The following is an 18,449-nucleotide window of genomic DNA, read 5'->3' on the forward strand; positions in this document are numbered from 1 at the left end:
TCAGAAAGGAAACAAAATGTCCCACCAACTTTCGCCTCAGACTATCGAACTGGTGAAAGCCAGTGTTCCAGCCTTGGCTGCACATGGCAGTGAAATTACCAAACGTATGTATGCCAAGCTGTTTGAAGACGAGCACATAAAGAGTTTGTTCAATCATTCGAACCAAGGCGAGGGTGGCTCGCAGGTGCATGCACTTGCTGCTGCGATCCTTGGATACGCGCAAAACATTGAAAATCTAGCTGTGCTGACACCGGTTGTTGAACGGATTGCCCACAAGCACATCGGTTATCACATCCTTCCAGAACATTACCCCTATGTCGCCCGCGCACTTCTCGATGCGATCAGTGATGTTCTTGGTGAGGCCGCAACGCCTGGAATTTTGAATGCCTGGGGTGAAGCATATTGGTTCCTTGCCGATATCCTCAAGGCCCGTGAAGTCAAATTGCGCGACAGCATTGAAAGTCAGAGCGGTGGTTGGAATGGCTGGCGTACATTCACGATAGCTGAGAAGCTGGCTGAAAGTGAGATTGTGACGTCATTCATTCTTCGCCCGACTGACGGTGGCAAGGTGATAAGGCATCGCCCCGGACAGTACCTGACATTCAAACTTGTTGTGAATGGCAACAATGTGAAACGCAACTATTCGATCTCCTGTGGACCAAACGACGACTACTACCGGATTTCTGTGAAGCGCGAAGCAAACGGGGATGGTGGTTCAAGGTATCTCCACGATGAAGCACACGTTGGCACCGTTCTGGAGGTGACACCTCCAGCTGGCGATTTCTTCTTGCCAGACGAGCCATCCCGTCCCGTTGTGCTGCTTTCGGGTGGTGTCGGCCTCACTCCGATGGTCAGCATGCTTGAGGCAATCGCCAAGGATTATCCGGAACTTCGCGCACACTTTGTTCACGGTGCTCTCAACAGTTCCACCCACGCAATGGACCGGCATGTTCGGTCACTTGCCACCGAACATGGCCGTGTTGCAGTAACAACCTTCTATAGCGAGCCTTCAGTAAAGGACGCCGTCGGTCTGTCTCACGACCACGATGGCTTCATCACGATTGACTGGTTACGGCAAAACACACCGATGCTCGCCTCGGATTTCTACCTCTGTGGACCGAAGCCATTCCTTAAGTCCCTCGTCAATGGGCTGTATAAGGCCGGTGTCTCAGTGGATCGTATCCACTACGAGATTTTCGGCCCTGCCGATGAACTCATTGCAGCATAAAACTCCTAGCCGAGCACCGCTCGGCCTTCCCCTCTCAAACGAAGTGACAATCATGAGCACGCTTCGAAATTCCCGCGAAACAATTCTTCTAGCCCTGTCGATCACATGTTTCCTACCCGTAACAGCATTTGCACATGTGAAGTGGTTTGCGCCATATATCGTCGGCGCTCGGCCTGAGCCTATTTATGATACGATGAAAGACACGTGGTTCTGGGTTGGTATCGGGCTTGTCCTAACTTTCTTCATCGCAACGAGGTTGGTCGAAAAGAGCAAATTCGGCGAGATCGCAATCACTGGCCTGAACACAGCAACCGCACCGCTCTGGAACAGGCAGGACGAGTACATCAGAGCAATTATCGCAGCGTTTTTCGTTGCCATATTCGCCGTCGGTGGCGTTTATCTTACGCCCGACCTCAAGACACCAGCGGAATGGGTGTCCTGGATGCAGCTCTTGATCGCATGCTGCATATTCTCACGACGTACGATGCCGATTGCCGGGGTCGGGATTATCGCGTTGTGGATCCTTGCCCTGCGCGATTACGACCTGTTTCATCTGTTCGATTATCTTGCGCTCGGACTTGGTGTGGCAATTTATCTAATCCTTGAACCATCGAAGAATGAGAACCTGCATGCCCGTCGATTTGAGGCGCTACGCTGGGGGCTGGCCATTGCGTTGATGTGGTCGAGCCTTGAGAAGTTCGCTTTCCCAAGCTGGTTTTACCCACTCGTCGTGGAAAAGCCATTCCTGACATTTGGGATGCCTCGCGACGTGTTCATTCCCATGGCTGGAGTCACCGAATTCACCCTGGGCTTCGGGCTGCTTTGGACACCGCTGATCCGTAGGCTGTCTGCGGTTGCACTTCTCGTAATCTTTACGGCGGCGGTCTGGCCGTTCGGACGCATCGATCTTATCGGGCACGGTCTTATAATGGCGATACTGTTCGCTGTTGCTGCAGACCAACGCAGTGGCGTCGATCTTTTCACCGTGTTCAAACGCAAGCTCGCGAATATTCCAGTCGGGCTAGCCGTCGCGCTTGTCGTGTTCTGCACAGGTTATTGGGGACTTCATACAGCGTTCTACGGAGTTGATGGCTATATCGCGGTAGACGATAGATCCAAGACGACCCACTCCTTCGACCCTGATCATCCGCACGGGCCGGAGGAAGATGGTCAGACTGGAACACCGCCGCAATAATGAAAGTCTCAGAGCGAGGGGCTGTCAAACCAACCCTCGCTCTGCCATCAGTAAACCATCGTATAGTGACGCATCAGCGTTCACGTCTGTAAGTGTTCCCGATCATGGGAATCGCCCTTTTCGATCAGCTAGTTGTCCAAGTAGGTTCGTTACTAGCGCTGACGATACCTCTGCGGTTTGTTATACGACGGATGACCCGCACGAAACTCGTATTAGATATCCTGGTTTTTCTCACGCTTTCGCTGTTGTTATTTTCTCGTGGGATTGAGCCTTTTGCGACCGGGCCCGGTGGCGATATTCCAGCTGGTATAGCGACCGGGGCTGCGAAGGCGGCTTGGTGGATTAGCCTCTCGCTTTTTCTCGTAAACATAATCCGCCATTTCGTAGTTTTTGAGCATCGACCACGAGAGGGACGCCTCGTTCGCGATCTCCTCTGTGGGCTGGTATACATTGGTACCGCACTGTCGCTCATCGCTTATGTATTCAATGTGCCAGTGGGCACATTGATTGCGACATCGGGGATATTCGCCGTTGTACTAGGTTTGGCGATGCAGAGCACCTTAAACGATGTGTTTTCGGGCATTGCGCTCAACCTAGGTCAGGCCTATGTCGTCGGCGATTGGATTGTTTTGGACGACAGCCTACAGGGGCGGGTCATTGAGACCAACTGGCGCTCTACGCATTTACTCAGTCCGACAAACGACGTTATCATTCTACCAAACTCGACACTGGCAAAGTCTCGTCTGACAAACATCAGTAGTCCGGACGAAAGCCACGGTATCACTGTAACTGCGCGTTTCTCGCCGACAGAGAGGCCCGACATTGTAGTCGAGGCCATGAAGACTGTACTGCTCGGATGCACGAAAATCATGCGTGTACCTACACCGTCCGTGTCGGTAGTTGGTTTGGACGGTGATGCGATCACCCTGGAGTTGGGATGTCGGATCAAGAATGTTGCAAATGTCACCGAAGCTAAGAACGAGATTTACGATCTCATCTACAGACACTCCCGATCACAAACACTCTCTATGGTCGCCTCGTTAGCGAAAAATATGCTTTCGGGACCTACCCAAACTCCAGTCATGGACAGCGCGATGAAGTGCCTGCTGACAATTCCGCTATTCCATTCCCTGACGGAAAATGAAAGATACTCGCTCTCCCAACTTATGGTTCCAGTCGGGTTTGCCAAAAATCATATGGTGGTTGGGCAGGGGAGCGCACTGACATCCCTGATATTAATTGAACGGGGAGTCATCCTCATTGAGAACCACGATGGCGATCACAGAACGGAAGTAGCGCGTCTTTCGCCTGGTGACTTCTTTGGTGAGCGAGGTGTGTTGATGGGAATGGTCGAGGCGGGCGATATATATGCTCTCACGCAGGTCTCGGGTTACGAAGTCCCAAAAGATAGACTCGCGGTCTTTTTAAAAGATCGTCCAGAAATAGCCGAAGAGCTGGCGGCCGTCCTTGCGTTTCGTCTAGAGAAGGAACGACACCTGTTTGAGAACGAGAGTGGATTGTCGCTAGCTTATCCTCCGTCGCTCTCCACCAAGATCAAAAGCTTGTTCGGCCTGCTGTGAACGCTGGCGTATACGCATGTATATCTGAGAACGTCCCCTTTTTTGGCACAGTCTCATCGCGTCCTTCCAAGGATGCGCACGCTCGATAATTGCCTTTCATTGACGTTCGCACAGTTCCTTCCGGCAAAGCCAAGGAGAGAATGATGACCGAAAGAGAGAATACCACCACATCAGGACTATTGCGACGGGACGTGCTGGCACTCGGAATCGGAGCCAGTGTCGCGACAGCATTTTCACCAATTGTACTCACTGCTTCAGCGCAGACTTCAACGGATCAAGGGAGACGATATATGGGTACCGTAAAGACCAAAGACGGAGTCGAAATTTTCTACAAGGATTGGGGCACTGGTCAGCCAATCGTTTTCCACCACGGATGGCCACTCAGCAGCGATGATTGGGATGCCCAAATGCTGTTTTTTGTGAACAAGGGTTATCGGGTCGTTGCTCATGATCGCCGTGGTCACGGACGCTCCAGTCAGGTCTCTGACGGGCACGATATGGATCACTACGCTGCGGATGCAGCAGCAGTCGTCGACCATCTCGACCTGAAAAATGCGGTCCACGTTGGTCACTCCACTGGTGGCGGTGAAGCAACTCGATACGTTGCCAAGCATGGTAAGGATCGAACAGCAAAGCTCGTCCTGATTGGTGCAGTGCCACCAATCATGCTTAAGACGGAAAGCAATCCGGGCGGCATACCTTTGGATGTATTCGATACGGCTTTTCGGGCTCCGCTGGCCGCCAATCGTGCCCAATTCTACCGTGATATTCCTGAGGGGCCATTTTACGGCTTCAACCGTCCTGGAGCGAAGGTCTCGCAAGGAGTTATCGACAATTGGTGGCGACAGGGCATGATGGGTGGCGCGAAAGCTCACTACGACGGGATCAAGGCATTCTCGGAAACCGATTTTACCGCAGACCTCAAGTCGATCAATGTTCCAACTCTTGTCATGCACGGTGCGGACGACCAGGTTGTGCCAATTGACGATTCAGCGAAGCTTTCGGTCAAACTGCTAAAGAACGGCATACTCAAGGTGTACGACGGTTTTCCGCACGGCATGTGCACTACACACGCCGACGTGATCAACGAGGATTTGCTGGCATTCGTCAAATCCACCGGCTGAGAAAATTATCCTTCAAAGGTAATTGATCAAGCCTCGGCACGCCGGTGATCCCTGCGGTCTGAAGTTAGCTATAATAAGGAGAGGCGGCGTGTAGTCGCCTTTTCGCGACATATTAGAAAATTTCCTAACGGAAGCTCATGTGGCACTATGGATCACTCAGAGAAGTACGTGTTTAAGCTTGGGAGCGCGAGGAAAAAACTAGCGCCCGGATGATTATTCTGCGCCCATAACTTACCGTCGTGAATGTGTGCTATCGTTCGACATATGGTCAGGCCCATCCCCATTCCATCTGGTTTTGTGGTAACAAAGGAACCGAAAATGTTTTCGGTGTCGGGGAGACCCGGACCCGTATCTCTCACCTCAATAATCACATCATCGTTCAGCTTTTTGGTCGATATGGTGATTGATCTCTGATCACTCGTGACCCCAACTAATGCCTCTATGGCATTTCTAATCAGATTGGAGAGAACCTGCTGAATCTGAACGCCATCGACGTAGACGAAGGGAAGACTAGGTTCGAGAGCTGTAGTTAAGCGAATGTTTCTTAAAGAAAGTTCCATGCCGAAATATGCATGGATCAGCATAACAACATTGTTGATGTCTTCCTTGTGTCTGGGCCCCACCCGTTGCTGAAATAACATTCGTACGCGTTCCACCACGTCCGATGCGGCCGAGAGGTCTTGGAGCAGGGCATCCACACTACGCTTTGCTCTTTCGATATCGGGCGGCTCTTTCGCGAGCCAGTTCGCCCCAGCACCTCCATTCGCCATTGCTGAAGCTAATGGCTGGCTTACTTCATGTGCAATCGAACCAGACAACTCGGCCATACCAGCAACTTGTGCAGCTTTTGCTAGCTTCTGATCGACGACTTTTAAAGCTTCTTGAGCACGCACTTCGCCTTCGATCTCGCTTTGTAGTCCATACCATTGGACGACCTTGCCCGTCTCATCCTTGAGTGCTTCCATCCGGGCCTCCATCCACAACCAGGCCCCATCCGCCCTTCGTTGCCGGAATCTGGATATCCACGGGGTGCCGGTTCGCAAGGATTCCATCATCGTCAGACTGATCATGTCACGATCTTCTGGGTGATGTGTCACGGCAAGGAGGTCGGTGAGTGAATCATCGCATCTAGAACGTAGTTCGTGTACGTTCATACCGATCCACTCTTCCAACCGTTTGTTGAAATACGTCGGCTGGCCCAAGTTGTTGGCCGTCCATACAAGCCCAGGTATGGCATCTATCAGCTCCCTGAGGCGATTTTCTCTGTTGCGGGCAGATTCGAGTGCGACCATGGAGTCATGTATGTCGACAGACGTGCCTAACCAGTAGATCAGAGTTCCTTTTTCATCCCTTTGCGGTCGCGCGAATGATCGAAGCCAGCGAAACTGTCCCGTGCCGTTTTTATTTAAATGCGTCACTTCGAAATCGTGCTCATTGGCGACTGCATTTCTCCACGCTTCTGCAAGCACTTTATAGTCTTCTTCAAGTACATTTGTTTTGAACGAATATTCACCGTCATCCTCGCGTCTGCTGGTGTATCCTTCTTGACCCATGTAGTGTTGCATGGCGATGCTAAAACACATGAAGTCGCCATCGGGCCACGCAGACCACCCCATTCCAGGGGTCGAATCTACGACTTTCTGAACTTGCGCCCTTAAGGCCTCTCTGTCCTCGCTGGTGGTATTCACTGGTACCCTTGTGCTCTAAAATCGGCGGACGACGAGACAAGAGTACAACACCGTGTTGCTCAAAAGGAAATAGGCGAGACAAAATGTGTCAACCGGAGCCGGTTAGGTTTCAAGGCACGTTTGAGGTCTTTCCCTGTCCTTGGGGAACACAAGTTGACGCCTATGGGATGCAATTAATCTTGCTGGTCGACCTTTCTTGGGTTCACCGAGGAGAGTGCGGGGCATAGAGAGAGTAACGTTTGGTTTTACTGGACGATTTTTGCTCTGCCGGAACGACAGATTAACTACGGATTACTTTAAGAGCGTCCGTCCATTTTTCGAGTTCGTTCAACATCAGAATAAGGCCCTCCGACATTTGTTCATTTGGTAGGAAGTTGTCATCGTCGGAAATATACTTTGAGACGAACGGAACTGGGACGACGTGATAAATTCCATGGGCGTTTACGTTGCTCAAAAGAGATCGGAGCATTTGAGATGAGCGCAAGCCACCGGAAACGCCGCCGTAGCTGACCACGCCTGCCACCTTGTAATTCCATTCTCGGAATAGGACTTGAATGGCATTAACCAGCGAGGCTGGAGGGAAGTAGTCGTATTCAGGTGTCACGAATATGTACGCGTCTGCGGTAGAAACGGCCTGCGACCATTTCTTGGTGTGGTCATGTTGGTATTGCTGCATAGCTGGGTGAGCAGCCTCGTCGAGAAGAGGGAGTTTGAAATCTGCGAGATCGATCAGTTCAACTTGGAATTTGCCGTGTGATACTGCTGCATTTTTCACCCATTCTGCCACGGTAGGCCCGACTCTTCCTGGACGGGTTGAACCGATGATAATTTTGAGTACAGAAGCCATTTCTTATTTCTCCGATGTCAGGTCTCTCGGTCCTATGCCGGATCATACGATGCTCGCTCTCTTCGATACGCTGGGCCAGACATACCTTGTATATCATGACAGTTTGGAGGTGTTATCGACCGAGACCATTATGGCCGTTCCCGCTGCTCAGACGTGAGCAATCTGAACTAAGGCACGCCGTCGACCACTCAGTCGGTAGAGGCTAGGTCGGGAACCTCTACTGGGCGTACAGGTATTGAGAATGCGATGGCTGCACCGCCATCCTTTAACGTCTCTGCCCTTAGTTGGCTTTGATGCGCTTCGATGATCGAACGGCATATTGCCATTCCCATTCCCATTCCATCTTTCTTGGTGGTGAAGAAGGGAGCAAAAATCTTCTCTGGATCAGCAATGCCCGGACCAGTGTCGCGTACTTCAACCTCGATCCGGTCCGCGCCTTTTAGTGTCGTCGAAATCGTGATGATTTTGCCGCCTGTGATGGATTGCATAGCATCCGATGCGTTGAGAATAAGATTGATTAATACCTGTTCCAGTTGGACCTGATCACCACTCGTTGTAGGTTTTTAACGAACAGGGTATGTATTTTGACCGGGAGTACATCTTGGGATTGGTATGCCAGCGGTTTCAAAACGAGTCAGCGGAGGAGATCCGGGAAATTGGTGAACAGTTAAGAAGTTTTGCCGAGGAAGACTAGAAGTCCCGTGAAAACGCGCCCCGATGCGCGGCCTTTGTGGACGGAAGATAGGCTTCCGTCCTTCCCATCGTGCTTAATGAATTTTCTTCCTACCCCACCGATGTCGCCGCAGAAAATTTGCGTCCTTAAGTCTTTCGACAAAGATCAGGCAGTAGCAGTGCCGTATAGACCGATTTCGTCTGGGGCTAGAGAAGAAGGCGAGGAGGCGTTATTTTCTTTCTCCGTCTTCCTCCGAACTTCCTCGTCTTCAACGCCCTCTCGTTCCTTCAGAGCTTGCGTGACTTTGTCATCGAGATCGGGGTTCCGCGCACTGGAAACGACGTCGAGCAATGAGACGCCGAGCTTGTCAAGGCCAAGTTCCTTCTCGATTGCATTAATTCGTTCGTCCGCTCCGGTGGCATGCATATATATGACTCGCTTCCTCATGGCGGAGGCAAACGCAGTATCGCTCTCAAAGTCAGCCTTTTCGAAGCCCAACTCTTTGCCAGCACGCTCGATAAGGTCAAGCTTGAGCTTGTTTACGTTGAGATTATTGACGCTGAACATCGCTTGAGAAATCTTGGATTGGGCTTGTCCCGGCTGGGCGGACATGCCGATCTTGTCGTTTACGCCGTTGGCGACCGACACTAGGCTGTTAGAGTCCGGCTTCTCATCACTGATTATGCTTGTTGAGTTTGTTTGCTGCAATATGAGAAGTGCTGCAGAATTCACGCTTGATATAACCGACATTATTGGTCCTCGGCCCGCCTACCATCCATCATCAAGGTATCGCGGCTGCGCTAACGCTTCATGCAATAGCATAACGTTCTTCATTCTATCTCTATCTGGAAAGGGTTAAGAGAGCTATAATATTGGCATGGTTTCACTTGCTATGGTTGAGAATTGCAGGGTTGGTTTCCGTTATGGCGCATTGGTGTCTTGGCTGCGCGGAGCTGCCTTTAAAAGGATGTTTGGAGCCGCGCCGCGCCGTTACTCAACCAATGAGCGGGTAGGGCCTCCGAAGCCACCTTCCATCCCAAGAGTTTCTGATGATCTCTTCTGAAGGCCAAAATCATCGTCAAACCATGTTGTCCTGGACGGATCGATATTTCCTGCCGATGTAGATCGCCATTCAAAGAACCGTGCGCCAGTGTTGTGATCGTGGACCAAGATATCTTGGTCTCGTGCTTTTGAGAAATCAGCACGTATTGGATCAGCGAAGGCAGCAAACATCATACGTTGTTCCCAGAACGTATCACCTTCAAAGAATGCGACCTCAGTTAGCGCTACTGTTGCATCCCAATGTGTCGTCCTCATAGGGTTTCGTTCATGTTTAAGCGAGACTTCGGAGTAGGCGACTATTTCAGGTAACGCGAAGAAACGCTCGATCTCCTCCTTCGTCTGGCCATCAGTATCGACTTCCCAGCAATCGGACAGAATAGGGCGGTGGCGGAGAATCTCAAGCGATGGATTCCCTGAAAACTCAGAACTCTGATAACTTAAACCATTACGAAATAGTGTGATCTGAATACGTGCGGCGGAGGTTTCATCGCGGCGCTTCTCGTCAATTATAAAACGAAGTTTCCGGACGTAGAAATGATAATTCGTCAGCGCCATAAGGGGCTCCTTGTCATCGTGGATAGGGCATGCGTCACTTTCTGATGGTGACTAGGCTGAAGTGACGGCCGCATTCAGTGCTGTCGACGTCTATGGGCGCAAACACAACTACTGTGGGTCACGTGGATGACCGAGTTCCATTAAACGAGATCGCGCAGCACTCTTAAAAGGCCCGGAATGCATATCGATCTACGCGGTCAGCCTTGTTGACGAGCGATACCAGCGGATCATCAATCAGCTCCGCCAACGTTAGCTCGACGAAAGGAATTTTACGGTTTGAGCGGCAGATCAGGTCTGTTTGGCCATCTTGATCGTTCATCGCCCAATTGCCTCGTTGGTTCCAAGGCTTCCTACGATATATGTAAGACTGTGGGCCACCGAGCAAAAGCATACTGAAGTTCACTGATTGGGGCCTGTCGCATGTGCTACATTAAGACCGCTGCTGCCTTCCTCCTCTGACAGGCTGCAATTTCCCTCAGCTCGATGCGCTCCCTGGTCGAGTGCGAGCGGATTGAGCTGCGATCTGGGCTGCTTTCGCTCAAACGACACCGACTCCTTTTATGTGAATGATGGGGGACGAGTGTTTTTTCAAAATAATTTCAAAAATTTCAATAAATAGAATGCCGCAGTTGGCCTTCTTGAAGGTTTCTGATGCGGACAAGCAGACGCATGTCCTGATTGCCAGTGAAAGCACTCATAATCCAATCGTTTAAGAGGATTTATGGAATGATACATTGCTCTGCGAAAGATGACCTGGCGAATTATAATCAGGTGTTGAACGATACTATTGATGCCGCTTCCAAGTCGCTCTCGCCCGAAATCTTGAGCAGAATTTCGGTCCCGCAGCCGATAAATCTAAGTGACCTATATTGGCAGGCACCAGTCAGAGTCATGGTGATGGGACAAGAAACTCTTGGAGTTGATCGGCGGATCTCTGCAATCGACACCACGACTGCGAATTGGTTCGACGATTACTAAAAGTTGGAGAAGCGCGAGTTCCAGAAGTGTGACTTTGGGTTTTGCACGAATTGGAAACGAAATCCATTCTGGTTGACTTTTCAAGAGGTTGCTGATGCCTTCGAAATAACAGATCGACGTTCGCTTGCCTGGTCAAATCTCTCGAAAGTACAGTTAATTGAGCGAATCGGTGGCAGTGCAAGCATAATGAAACTGAAATCCCCTGACCGGATGCAGATCATCAGATGGCAGAACGAATTGTCTCGGGCAGAGATCGAGTACGCGAAACCAGATGTACTGATCATGTTTACTGGTCGGTTGTTGGGCAGCGAAGTGGCTGTATGGTGGTAAAAGCCAAGCAGATATTGTCGGAGACGACTAGAGACGCTACCTTGGACGACGAGGGAATTTAATGCCCCAGGTCTCATCGGAGTGATCGCTGCTCAGACTTATCATCCAGCGGTGCGACCATACTTGCGCGCGAAAGCCAATCAGGAGAGGGCTGTGATTTTGCAGTGGGCGCGCCATAAGCGACATGCGGGCTAAACAATCTGAATATGATCCAGAGATCCGTTAAGTCGAGGTAGCTTACCGTGAGAATTTGATCCCAGGTATGCAGTTAATCCAGACGCTGCCGAAAAAGTCTGAGAGTTGAGCGTGGGTCTCACTCGGGGCGACATCCCTTAACGGTGGGACCAGACATGTCATATTAGTCAAGTGTCGCATAACTTGTAGCATTCCTGTGGGGTTCTGCAGGGTCCACTTTGAACCGTGTTTGTGACTGTAATGGAGCGTTAGTTCTGACCTTCAATCTGTCGGCACCGTCGGTTCTCCATTCTTCAGGTAAATACACCCGGGTTTGGAGGGGTACCTTCGTTGCTGAGATGAATCCAACCGTTGAAGCCATTGCCATTATCATCGCAATGAGAATGAAATATACCGAAATTGGAATAAGAGGTTCCGAAGGTGTTAGGGAAGATTTTTTGCGCATGACGCTAGACCCCCGATTTTTCGTGAGATTTTGATGTCGAGTTGAATGTTGATGTGTCGTCAGGTGACGTTTCAGAACTTCGCACCAGTCCCAGTTCCAAAACTTGCGGGTCTGTGGCTACTGTTCTCACGCTTTGCATAAAGGGTATTCAGCAATCTGATCGAAGGCCTCAGTGGGTCTAATTTGGACGCGGGGTTCGTCGCGCGTTAAGGCGTGGACGGCGAGAGATGCCTCGATCACGCGGGAATTAATGCCGATAATTCGACATCTCCGAAACTATACAAACGTTTGTATGATGCCGGTCCCCGATGCCTCGGACAATCGCTGTGCGGTTTGGCATCTGTAAACCGAGGTATAGGTCGACCACCACTATACGAAGACTATCATCCTTTATCTGGCGGTAGGCGTGTTGCCGAACCGACGTGTCAAGCAGAGGATGAGGCGAGCTATGACGGCCCTTTCGTATTTTGAGTATGCAGCAGATCTCCACGCAAGAATTGGCAGACTACGTGGTTCTGCTGAGGTCGCGGCTTCGATCGAAATCGCAATTTGCCGGAATGGCTACTTTCACAAAAGTGAGGAAACGACTGGTCTAAACCGGAGTTGGCGCTGTTCCGCTGGTCCGCTGAATTCCCCCACAGAGATAAAGGAGCAAGACGGCATTGAGACGAAAGGAGAAATTGAAGCTTTCTTTGCGCTCCCGGTCATATACGCATACTCGGATTTCGCGCTATCGAAAGAACGGTCGCCGTTGGCCAAGTCACACTGGGATGGCACAGTCGCTTTAATCGAGGTCCGGTATACAACCGCAGTGACGACGTGGCACCAGCGTATGCTCTTTATAGGATTTGCCGATTCTATCCATGCCGACTTTACGGTTGGCCTGGAAAGCGATCTTTTTGCGACCGGGCAAATGCAAGGTAAACAGTTGTTCGAATGGCGCACAGCTGGAGACGCCGGAACGAGCGCAGACGCCTTAGAAGTCGAGTGTAAAACTGCCGACCTCTCATCGCGGCCTTCATCATTATCACTTCGCCAGCGAATTTTCCGCTTTACGGGTTCGCGGTTGTCCAGACCCACGACACACGTCTCGTCCGAAATCTAAAATCTTATTACGTGATTACCCAATGTAGACCCTCGTATATCTACGAGAAATTTCCACCATCGGTAAACTTGCTGATCAGATCCGCCGCTCTACGCCCAAATGGTTGAGAGCGCGTAGCAAGGGAATGAACCGGCTGCGAGGTTAATTCGGATAAGCGAGGACCCGCGATGCAAAAGAAAGCGGACTTATCAATTGTCGCGGCAGTTTTACTCATCTTCTCAGGTGGTGAAACTCAAGCTGAGACACCGGCCACACCAATTATGGTTGAAACAATTTCCGTCAAATCGACAGCTGCAGAGCAGGCCACGTTCCTTACTGGAGAGATACGTGCGCGAGTACAGAGCGAGTTATCATTTAGGGTCGGTGGCCGGATTGTCGAACGCCTAGTTGAGGTCGGCAATACAGTAAAGGCGGGAGAGCTATTAGCAAAATTAGACGCTGACGAGCAGAAGGCAGAGATTGGGGTTGCGGAGGCAAACCTTGCGTCCGCGCAAGCACGTCAGCGGTTGGCAGAACTTGCGTTGGTGCGCCAACAGAACTTGTTGAAGACACGTGTGACCACAATAGCCGCCTTCGATCAGGCTAGCGAAGATATTGCCACCTCGAAAGAAGAGGTCGTTGCTGCGATTGCTCAACTCGACACTGCGCGCCGCGAGTTTTCATTCACTGACTTACGCGCCGACGCAGATGGAGTCATTACTGCGCGAATGGTGGAGGTGGGGCAAGTCGCCAAGGCTACGCAACCAATCTTTACGCTTGCGAAAGACGGACCTCGTGATGGCATTTTCGACGTTCAAGAGGCGCTTTACCTCCGTACTTTGCCACAAAGAGAGCTTTCTTTCAGTCTCATCTCTGCCCCCCAAAGAGAGTTTTATGGGGAAGTTCGAGAGATTTCTCCAACCATTGATGCTCTCACAGGAACGATCCGTCTCAAGGTCAATATTGGTAGTGACGCTTCATTTCCACTCGGAGCACCCATTGTAGCAAAATTCATGGCCGAGAGGCGCTCCGTAATCGAGGTGCCTTGGTCGGCCTTGTCGGTCACGGGTCGCAGTCCCGCAGTTTGGGTCATAGATCCAACAAACATGACAGCATCACTCCGTGAGATTGAGGTCGGAAGGCATTCAACGAACTTGATCGAGGTTGCCGACGGTCTCACGATAGGGGAACTAGTTGTCGTACAGGGTGGTAAATTTCTGTCTCCTGGCCGAGCTGTAACAATAAAACAGCAGAAGCATCAGGTGATGCCATGAGAGGTCTTGCGATATTAACGGCGATACTGCTGTTTCTAAGTGGTTGCTCTGAAGACAAACCGAAGTCGCCCACTTCTAGACCCATCATCTCGACGGTGATTAAGGGTGACGATATCTCTTTCAGTGGTTATCCCGGTGTCGTCCACGCCCGTACAACCTCCGAACACGGTTTCCGGATATTAGGAAGTATAAACGGTCGCTTAGTGGACGTTGGAGATCAAATAAGCGTAGGCCAAGTTCTCGCAACGCTTGAGTCGTCGTCTCAAACGTTGGCAGTGAGCGCGGCACAAGCCGAGTTGCGGAATTCGCAAGCGAGGCGCTTCAACGCCCAGACATCAAAAGAGCGACAGAACACATTGGCTGAGGCGGGTTTGGGCACGACCGCTGCGTTAGAGCAAGCTGATCAAGCCCTCGTATCTGCCGAGGCAAATGTCACAAAAGCCAGTGCTATTCTTGACAAAGCCAAAGAGCAACTAGGCTACACCATTCTACGTGCTCAGTTCGATGGGATCGTAACAGCAACCGCCGCCGAAGTTGGGCAAACAGTTGAAGCGGGACAAACAATTGTAACAGTTGCGCAGCCAAGAGAGCGAGAAGTTGTTATCGACGTCAGCGATGAAGTATATAGTCGATTGCAGTTGGGAACACCCTTCGATCTTCGACTTCAACTCAATGAGGAAGTCACAGCGAAAGGAATTGTACGCGAACTTGCTCCTTCGGCGGATACACTGACAAGAACCAGACGCGTACGTATATCACTTCTTACTCCTCCAGACGCATTCCGCATTGGAGCAGTAGTTTCCGCGCTGATAGCTCAGGATGATTTGGTCAGAGTTTCAATACCGCGACGCTCGATTTTTCACGACGGCGGAACTTTCGTGTGGGTGGTCGACGAGAAAAATGAAACCGTTAATCGCCGCCCGGTTCAAATTGATCCCTCAAGGACTAGCCCCGAGATCGTGTGGATATCGCAAGGCGTATCTGTGGGGGAGCGGATTGCGCTAGCCGGGCTGAGTAAGCTGTCCGAAGGCCAGAAAGTCAAATTATCAAGCGGGAGTGCGCCATGAAATCGTTTAATCTTTCTGACTGGGCACTCGATCATAAGTCACTCGTTTGGTACTTCATGATTGTTTTTCTCGTGGCAGGAACATTCTCCTATATCAAACTTGGGAGAGAAGAGGATCCATCATTCACGATCAAAACGATGATTATTCAAGCAGAGTGGCCTGGAGCGTCCGCTCAAGAAATGGCCCTACAGGTTACAGATAGGATCGAAAAAAAACTTGAGGAGTTACCCTCCCTCGATTTTACCAGGAGCATGACCGTCGCGGGTCGGACAACAATCTTCCTTGAGCTACTCCAATCCACCAAATCCGCCGACGTCGAGCCGACGTGGATACTTGTCAGAAACATGATCGGCGATATTCAGACTACCTTACCTTCTGGGGTAAGAGGCCCTTTTTTCAATGACAGGTTTGGTGATGTTTTCGGAAATATTTACGCGTTCACGTCCGATGGCGTAACTCAGCGTGAAATGCGTGACCTCGTCGAAAGTGCCAGATCACAAATCCTTACTTTGCCGAACGTAGGCAAGGTTGAGATCATGGGCGCACAGGCTGAGGTCGTTTACCTTGAATTCTCGACACGAAAGATCGCAGCCCTTGGCGTAGATAGACAGTCGGTTATCGAAGCCCTTCAAGCGCAGAATGCAGTCACGCATTCCGGTGTAATCGAGTCTGGGGCCGAGCGGGTGGCTCTTAGGGTCAGTGGATCATTTGAATCTGAGAAAAGTCTTGGTGAAATCAATCTTCGCATCGGGGATCGTTTCTTTCCGCTGAGTGAGATAGCGGAAGTTCGTCGTGGTTACGCCGATCCACCGTCAACAGTCTTTCGATACAATGGGGAACCTGCGCTAGGCCTTGCAATCGGAATGAAAACCGGAGCAAATCTTTTAGAGTTCGGTAAAGCCTTGGAACAGAAAATCGATGTAATAGAGAGCAATCTGCCAATCGGAGCGGATGTGCATCTCGTATCCGACCAGCCTGCGGTCGTGGCAGATGCTGTCTCTGGATTTATTAGAGCACTGTTCGAAGCGGTCGCAATTGTTCTGTTTATCAGTTTCATCAGTCTCGGGATACGCGCAGGCTTAATCGTGGCAATTTCTATCCCGCTCGTCCTGGCTATCACTTTTATGTTTATGGAATACACCGGGATCTCAATGCAGCGCATTTCACTTGGAGCTTTGATAATTGCTCTGGGTTTGCTGGTTGACGATGCCATGATTGCGGTCGAAATGATGGTCGCTCGTCTCGAAGCTGGAGATACTGTTAGGAAAGCCGCGACGCACGTCTACACCACAACAGCATTTCCCATGCTCACTGGGACACTCGTGACCGTCGCTGGTTTCATTCCGATTGGCCTCAACAGCAGCGCTGCCGGTGAATTTACGTTCACTTTGTTCGTTGTTATAGCGGTCTCTCTTACGGTCTCGTGGGTGGTTGCGGTGCTGTTCACCCCATTGCTGGGAGTGACTTTGCTGCCAAAGAGAATGTCTAAGCACAAGGACCAGAAGGGAATTGTCGCGAAAGCGTTTTCACATCTACTTGCTCTGGCTGTTGGATGGAGATGGGTGACAATCGGTCTCACCGCTGGAGCCTTCGGACTGTCAATTTTTGGGATGGGGTTCGTACAACAACAGTTCTTTCCAAACTCGGACCGCCTTGAGTTGATCGTTGACTGGAATCTTCCGCACAATACTTCCTTCGCCGAAATCAATCGACAAATGGAGAAATTCGAAAAGGACTCGCTCGCTGGCAATGAAGATGTTGCCCACTGGTCAAGCCATGTTGGTACAGGAGCGCCGCGTTTTATTCTCGCTTTCGATGTGCAGACACCTGATGTCTCATTTGGGCAGACTGTAATCGTGATGAAAAGCCTCGAGGCGCGTGACCGTCTTCGGCCGGAATTGCAATCCTATCTCAAGGAAACCTTCCCCGGAACTGATGCCTATGTGAAACTTCTGGACATAGGGCCTCCGATTGGTAAGCCCGTCCAGTATCGCATCAGCGGTCCGGACGTAGATGGTGTAAGAACGCTGGGACAGGAGTTACTCGGCGTTGTGAGTGCACATCCGCTGCTTTTCAACGCAGTCCTAGACTGGAATGAACCGGAGCGCGTCGTTAAGATAAACGTTCTGCAGGATAAGGCGCGGCAACTAGGCGTTACGTCAAAAGAGATAGCGACAACGCTCGATTCGGTGGTGGAAGGTGCTCCTATTACTGAAATAAGAGACGATATTTATCTAATCGATGTGATTGGCCGAGCAAACGCTGAAGAACGCGGTTCAATCGAAACACTCAGCAACGTACTAATCCCGGGTACACATGGCAAACCCGTTCCTCTTTCCGCCGTTGCTACACTGGGCTACGAGCTAGAACCGCCAAAAATCTGGAGACGCGACAGAGCCCCAACGATTACTGTCAAAGCCGCGATTCTAGGTTCTGCACAGCCTGATACAGTAGTGCAACAACTTGCGCCAAACATCGAAGAATTTTCTGGTGACCTACCTGTCGGCTATTCGGTAACGGTCGGCGGTACCGTAGAAGAAAGTGCAAAGTCACAAGGGCCAATCGCGGCAGTGGTTCCTCTCATGCTGTTCGTGATGGCGACCATACTAATGATACAGCTACAGAGTTTCAGCAGGCTATTCCTCGTGTTTGCTGTCGCACCGCTTGCATTGATTGGTGTGGTGGCAGCGCTTGTCCTGAGCCAGGCCCCGCTCGGCTTTGTTGCCATTCTCGGCGTGCTCGCGCTAGCAGGCATTCTAATCCGCAATTCGGTCATCCTAGTGGTACAGATCGAAGATATGAGGGCACAGGGCATCCCAGCGTGGCAGGCTGTGATTGAGGCTACTGAACACCGCATGCGCCCGATCATGTTGACCGCCGCGGCCGCGACACTGGCACTTATCCCAATCTCACGGGAGGTTTTCTGGGGGCCGATGGCTTATGCAATGATGGGCGGCATCGTGGTCGGTACAGCACTAACATTGATTTTTTTGCCCGCACTCTATGTAACTTGGTTCGGGATCAAACCTGAAACGTCCGATCAGGTCGTTGGTTATCCCAGCGTGAAGCGAGAAGGAGACGTTGAGCAGGCTGCCTGAACGTCACAACATCGAGAATTTGTTAA

At 51.0% G+C, this 18,449-nt stretch carries 13 protein-coding genes and 1 pseudogene; 8 read left to right on the plus strand and 6 right to left on the minus strand.

Translation table 11 applies throughout. The annotated features are described in order from the left end of the window. Positions 1-16: 16 nt before the first annotated feature. The 4 genes from hmpA to HGO37_RS22540 all read left to right on the plus strand — a co-directional run bounded on the left by hmpA (position 17) and on the right by HGO37_RS22540 (position 5,127). Positions 17-1,228 (plus strand): NO-inducible flavohemoprotein, encoded by a 1,212-nt coding sequence (gene hmpA / locus HGO37_RS22525; protein ID WP_250985311.1) that lies wholly within the window; start codon positions 17-19, stop codon positions 1,226-1,228. Positions 1,229-1,280: 52 nt separating this feature from the next. Beyond that, the gene (locus HGO37_RS22530) at positions 1,281-2,423 is read left to right on the plus strand and encodes a hypothetical protein (protein WP_250985312.1); all 1,143 of its coding nucleotides are present in this window, start codon (positions 1,281-1,283) and stop codon (positions 2,421-2,423) included. Between the two features lie 191 nt (positions 2,424-2,614). Beyond that, positions 2,615-4,003 (plus strand): mechanosensitive ion channel family protein, encoded by a 1,389-nt coding sequence (locus tag HGO37_RS22535; protein ID WP_250985313.1) that lies wholly within the window; start codon positions 2,615-2,617, stop codon positions 4,001-4,003. Between the two features lie 290 nt (positions 4,004-4,293). Then, the gene (locus HGO37_RS22540) at positions 4,294-5,127 is read left to right on the plus strand and encodes an alpha/beta fold hydrolase (protein WP_250985314.1); all 834 of its coding nucleotides are present in this window, start codon (positions 4,294-4,296) and stop codon (positions 5,125-5,127) included. 152 nt (positions 5,128-5,279) lie between these two features. Here HGO37_RS22540 and HGO37_RS22545 read toward each other — a convergent pair whose 3' ends face one another. The 6 genes and pseudogenes from HGO37_RS22545 to HGO37_RS22570 all read right to left on the minus strand — a co-directional run bounded on the left by HGO37_RS22545 (position 5,280) and on the right by HGO37_RS22570 (position 10,271). Continuing rightward, positions 5,280-6,815: a PAS domain-containing sensor histidine kinase gene (locus tag HGO37_RS22545; protein ID WP_250985315.1), complete on the minus strand. Its 1,536-nt coding sequence runs from the start codon at positions 6,813-6,815 to the stop codon at positions 5,280-5,282. Positions 6,816-7,095: 280 nt separating this feature from the next. Beyond that, a complete protein-coding gene (locus HGO37_RS22550; protein WP_250985316.1) occupies positions 7,096-7,662 on the minus strand; it encodes an NADPH-dependent FMN reductase in 567 nt (188 codons plus the stop codon). A gap of 188 nt (positions 7,663-7,850) precedes the next feature. Beyond that, a pseudogene (locus HGO37_RS22555) lies at positions 7,851-8,198 on the minus strand (sensor histidine kinase); the annotation flags it as partial. Positions 8,199-8,500: 302 nt separating this feature from the next. Then, complete coding sequence (locus HGO37_RS22560; protein ID WP_250985318.1) at positions 8,501-9,085, minus strand: hypothetical protein; 585 nt, start codon at positions 9,083-9,085, stop codon at positions 8,501-8,503. 240 nt (positions 9,086-9,325) lie between these two features. Next, the gene (locus HGO37_RS22565) at positions 9,326-9,952 is read right to left on the minus strand and encodes a hypothetical protein (RefSeq protein WP_250985319.1); all 627 of its coding nucleotides are present in this window, start codon (positions 9,950-9,952) and stop codon (positions 9,326-9,328) included. Positions 9,953-10,115: 163 nt separating this feature from the next. Then, positions 10,116-10,271 (minus strand): hypothetical protein, encoded by a 156-nt coding sequence (locus HGO37_RS22570; protein WP_250985320.1) that lies wholly within the window; start codon positions 10,269-10,271, stop codon positions 10,116-10,118. A gap of 2,077 nt (positions 10,272-12,348) precedes the next feature. Here HGO37_RS22570 and HGO37_RS22575 point away from each other — a divergent pair. From HGO37_RS22575 to HGO37_RS22590, 4 genes are all read left to right on the plus strand, one after another. After that, positions 12,349-13,005 (plus strand): hypothetical protein, encoded by a 657-nt coding sequence (locus tag HGO37_RS22575; protein WP_250985321.1) that lies wholly within the window; start codon positions 12,349-12,351, stop codon positions 13,003-13,005. A 167-nt stretch (positions 13,006-13,172) separates the two neighbouring features. Further along, positions 13,173-14,258 carry an efflux RND transporter periplasmic adaptor subunit gene (locus tag HGO37_RS22580; RefSeq protein ID WP_250985322.1) on the plus strand — a complete coding sequence of 362 codons (1,086 nt, stop codon included), beginning with the start codon at positions 13,173-13,175 and terminating at the stop codon, positions 14,256-14,258. After that, entirely contained in the window at positions 14,255-15,325 is a 1,071-nt protein-coding gene (locus HGO37_RS22585) for an efflux RND transporter periplasmic adaptor subunit (RefSeq protein ID WP_250985323.1), read from the plus strand. The genes HGO37_RS22580 and HGO37_RS22585 overlap by 4 nt, the downstream gene beginning before the upstream one ends. Next, on the plus strand, positions 15,322-18,423 hold the full coding sequence (locus HGO37_RS22590; RefSeq protein ID WP_250985324.1) for an efflux RND transporter permease subunit: 3,102 nt from the start codon (positions 15,322-15,324) through the stop codon (positions 18,421-18,423). The genes HGO37_RS22585 and HGO37_RS22590 overlap by 4 nt, the downstream gene beginning before the upstream one ends. Positions 18,424-18,449 lie beyond the last annotated feature (26 nt).

The sequence above is a fragment of the Rhizobium sp. CG4 genome (assembly GCF_023701965.1).
GTDB lineage: Bacteria > Pseudomonadota > Alphaproteobacteria > Rhizobiales > Rhizobiaceae > Agrobacterium.